The 3,554-nt window shown below is 31.1% G+C and carries 3 protein-coding genes; all 3 read right to left on the bottom strand.

What is annotated here, in order from left to right:
- Positions 1 to 546 precede the first annotated feature (546 nt).
- The 3 genes from HM985_RS16810 to HM985_RS16800 all read right to left on the bottom strand — a co-directional run bounded on the left by HM985_RS16810 (position 547) and on the right by HM985_RS16800 (position 3,332).
- The gene (locus tag HM985_RS16810) at positions 547 to 1,104 is read right to left on the bottom strand and encodes a hypothetical protein (RefSeq protein WP_179377373.1); all 558 of its coding nucleotides are present in this window, start codon (positions 1,102 to 1,104) and stop codon (positions 547 to 549) included.
- 149 nt (positions 1,105 to 1,253) lie between these two features.
- Entirely contained in the window at positions 1,254 to 1,964 is a 711-nt protein-coding gene (locus HM985_RS16805; protein ID WP_179377372.1) for a hypothetical protein, read from the bottom strand.
- 837 nt (positions 1,965 to 2,801) lie between these two features.
- Positions 2,802 to 3,332, bottom strand: coding sequence for a hypothetical protein (locus HM985_RS16800; RefSeq protein WP_179377371.1), 531 nt, complete (start codon positions 3,330 to 3,332; stop codon positions 2,802 to 2,804).
- Between the last annotated feature and the right edge of the window lie 222 nt (positions 3,333 to 3,554).

The raw sequence follows: 3,554 nt of genomic DNA, 5'->3' as shown, positions 1-3,554 counted from the left end.
CCTATGATAATAATTACAGAAGTACTTTAGCAATAAATTAATAAGTTTTTACTTGTTTTTTACCACAGTACTTTGTTAGCTTTTAGTGCTTTTTTGTCCGCTTAATATTTCGTTCCGATTTTCTTTTTTCGGTCAGTTTTTAATTCCGCAAACTTGCTCAAATTTCTCAATATTTTGAATTCAGAATTCGAGTAAACAATTCCACAACTTGCTAAATTCCGATTGAGTGAGATTCCGAGTTTTTAATTCAGGTTTCGATTCCGCAAACGAACTAAAAATTCAGACGCAATTCAATTCAGAGTTTGAGTGAGAATTCGGCGTAAATTTCAAAATTCCGCAACAGAGTTTTTCGTTTTTTTATTCTTAAAACTCAAAAAAAAATCGAAAAATAAACTAGCCTTTTTTCAATTCCGAAAACTTGCTCCAGCATTAAAGCTAACGTTGTTGTGTATGGTTAGTTGCGTGGTTCAGCAACTAATTTAGCAAACTTTTACGAACCCGTGAATATTCCGCAGGAATATTCGCAAGTAGAGAAGAACAAAGCAATTAATTATACACGGTGTTGGCAACCGTTATTATTCGTTCAATTTCTTTTTCGTTTTTAGAACAATAAATAAAATTATCTCCATTCAGAATAAAATTGTCAGGATTAAGTTCTTTCATTTCCAGCCAAAACTTTCTTTGAAGCTTTTCAGTTTGATTCAAATCGTTTTTAAGAGCTACTTTATCCCAAGTTGGGTCAATATTATCGAGTTCAAAATCTCTATTCTTTAAAGTGAACATTCCGTAATTCACAAAGTCTGTCATAGATTCAATTTCAGATTTGTTTTCAAATAAACACCATTGGTCGTGATTTTCAAATATTGGACCTTTTAGTTCTGCTTTAGTCAAAACAGGTGAAAAACTAACTTGTTTTATTTTATTCCAACCTCTTAATCTTTCTTCCTCTGTCGGAACGAAAATTCCGCCATCAAAGCATATTATTGCAAGATATTTTCCAATTAATAAATTTGGTATTTGCTCAACCAATGAAATTAAATCAAATTCTGTTGAACTAAATTCAACCCAAAAGTAGTCTAATGTTTTTCCTGCGTAATGTTTCATCTAATGGTTGCCAACGGTCTCGTGTATGATTTCGTTGCGTGTTTAAGCATTAAAGTTAGCAAACAAATCACAGATAGAAAATTCCAGCGGAATTTTCGTAAATAGGCTATAACTAGCAATGAATTATACACATTGTTGGCAGTAGTTTTTTAATTATTAAAATCAATATTATAATCAAAAGTAGTTCCTGCTTCTATCAAGATATTGTCAATTTCAGTTGTTGTAATATTGTTCACTCTACGAAACACTTCTATTCTAATATTCTGATTTCCCGGAATCTCAATTAAATTATTTTGATTAGATTGATTATTCCAACCTATATGTTGTCCATTTACAGATTGCGTAAAACCTTCTGGTGCTTCGTAACCAAAACCAGTAGCAAACCAATCTGGTGATTGAACATTATCTAAATTTAATAATGATAAATTTAGATAAGCCTTTTTTGGAATATTATAATTAATGTTTATTGTAGTGTCTCTGGCTATTTGAAATATTGTAATTCTATTTAAATGTGAAGATAAGTATTCATTTTCGTTAAGTTCATATTCTATACGGAAACCACCACTGTCGATTTCATCGTCTCGAATAAAAAATTTTAAGTTGAAATTTCCTTCAGAGTCAGTTCGGGTTGTGGCTTTATTTCTTATCGTGCCAGAACCTAAATAAGGTATATTATCCCATTTTACTGTAAGTTCTACATCGGGAATAGGTACTGTTCCGTTATCAGTCATTATTTTTCCTATAATCTCTGTGCAATCAGTTTCGCAATTTTGACTTATAACGTCATCTTCCTCTTTTGAGCAACTTGTAAAAAGAAGTATTGCGGATAATATTTTTAAACTTAATATTCTAAATTTCATAGGTACTTTTATCTTTTAGATGTGAAATTACCATAATGGTTGCGTTAAATTACTGCCAACGGTTTTGTGTATGGTTAGTTGCGTGGTTTAGCAACTAAGTTAGCAAACTTTTACGAACCCGTGAATATTCCGAAGGAATATTCCAGATAAGCAGAAACAAAGCAATTAAATATACACGGTGTTGGCAGCCGTGCTTATTTTTTTATCCGCTATGTTTTTTAAATAAACGATAATTTAATATACTTCAATTAGTTCTCTAATTAACTTAAACATTAAATAAATCGATAGATAATCTGTTTTTAGTCCTGCGTTGTTGCTAATCAGACACGCATTTTACGTTCAGCTTGGAAATCCTGCGTTATATTTTTAATATCGAGGAAACTTGTCAAATTCCAGTTCTTATGTTAAATTAATTATATGATTATTCTAGTTTAGTTCCGCAAGAAATTAAAATTTTCGACTCCATTTTTTCTGATTTTACTTACTTAAAAGTCAAAAAAAAAAATCGCGAAAAAGAAACTAGGCTTTTTTATTACGATGAAGTTATTTTCTAACCGTAATTTTTCGTTCTGCTTGTAATTCCTGCGTTGTGATTTTCATTCTAACGTTCGGAAATCCAATTTTATTTTTATTCTTAAAATTCAGAGTTGTATAAGTTCCAATTTAGAGTTGGATTTTGCCGCACACGCATTGCTGCCAACGGTTTTGTGTATGGTTAGTTGCGTGTTTAAGCAACTAATTTAGTAAACAAAAACGAACGCGAGAAAATTCCGAAGGAATTTTCCAAATAGGCAACGACCAAAGCAATTAATTATACACGGTGTTGGCTGTAGTTTTTTAATATGTTCGTATAACTTCATCATAAGTTCTACACCAATCTATTATTTCTCCTTTATCGTTAAATTCAAGATGATAGGTGACATATAAATATTCGTGAGTTTCGTGAATATTCACAAAAATTCGTCCATTTCCGTCTATTTCTTTATGTGGTGCAGTAATATGCATTCTTGGATAAGTGCCTTTTCCTCTTTTCTTGACTTTAAATTTCTTTTTATCCACATTAGAAAAGTCCAGTTCAAATCTGTCCGAGTCAATATTCAGCTGAGATTCCACATACTCTTTGATTTCTTTAAAAGGATTACTTTTTTTCCAATCAATTCCGAGACAATTCGGTCGGTAAAAATTACCTCTCGATGGATGAAAGTCCATAACGTATGGATAGACTTTTACTTTCTTTTTAGTTGGAAAGGAATCAATAAGTTTTGATTGATAAAAGTCAAATGCGATTTGTTCATAAAATGGAAATTCAGTTTGCGAAATTCCAATTCCGCAATTGAGTAAGAAAATCAGAAGTAATGCTTTTTTCAAGTTTCTAGTGTTTAAAATTCAATTCCAATTTAATGCAGTTTGTCTTTATAGAAAAGTCTTAATGAGTAAACACTATTTTTCGTTTAGTTAACGGACTTTTAAATTACAGCCAACGTGTTTGTGTATGCTTAGTTGCGTGGTTAGGCAACTAATTTAGTAAACTTTTACGAACCTGAGAATATTCCGAAGGAATATTCCAGATAAGCAGAAACAAAGCAATTA

This window comes from Winogradskyella wichelsiae (assembly GCF_013403925.1).
In the GTDB taxonomy this organism is placed as follows: domain Bacteria; phylum Bacteroidota; class Bacteroidia; order Flavobacteriales; family Flavobacteriaceae; genus Winogradskyella; species Winogradskyella wichelsiae.
The sequence above is the reverse complement of the archived record's forward strand: the minus strand, read 5'-3'. Positions and strand labels throughout refer to the sequence as shown.

Bases quoted from the DNA above. Each gene is read 5' to 3' on its own strand.
- HM985_RS16810 (WP_179377373.1), bottom strand. From the start codon at position 1,104: ATGAAACATTACGCAGGAAAAACATTAGACTACTTTTGGGTTGAATTT.
- HM985_RS16805 (WP_179377372.1), bottom strand. From the start codon at position 1,964: ATGAAATTTAGAATATTAAGTTTAAAAATATTATCCGCAATACTTCTT.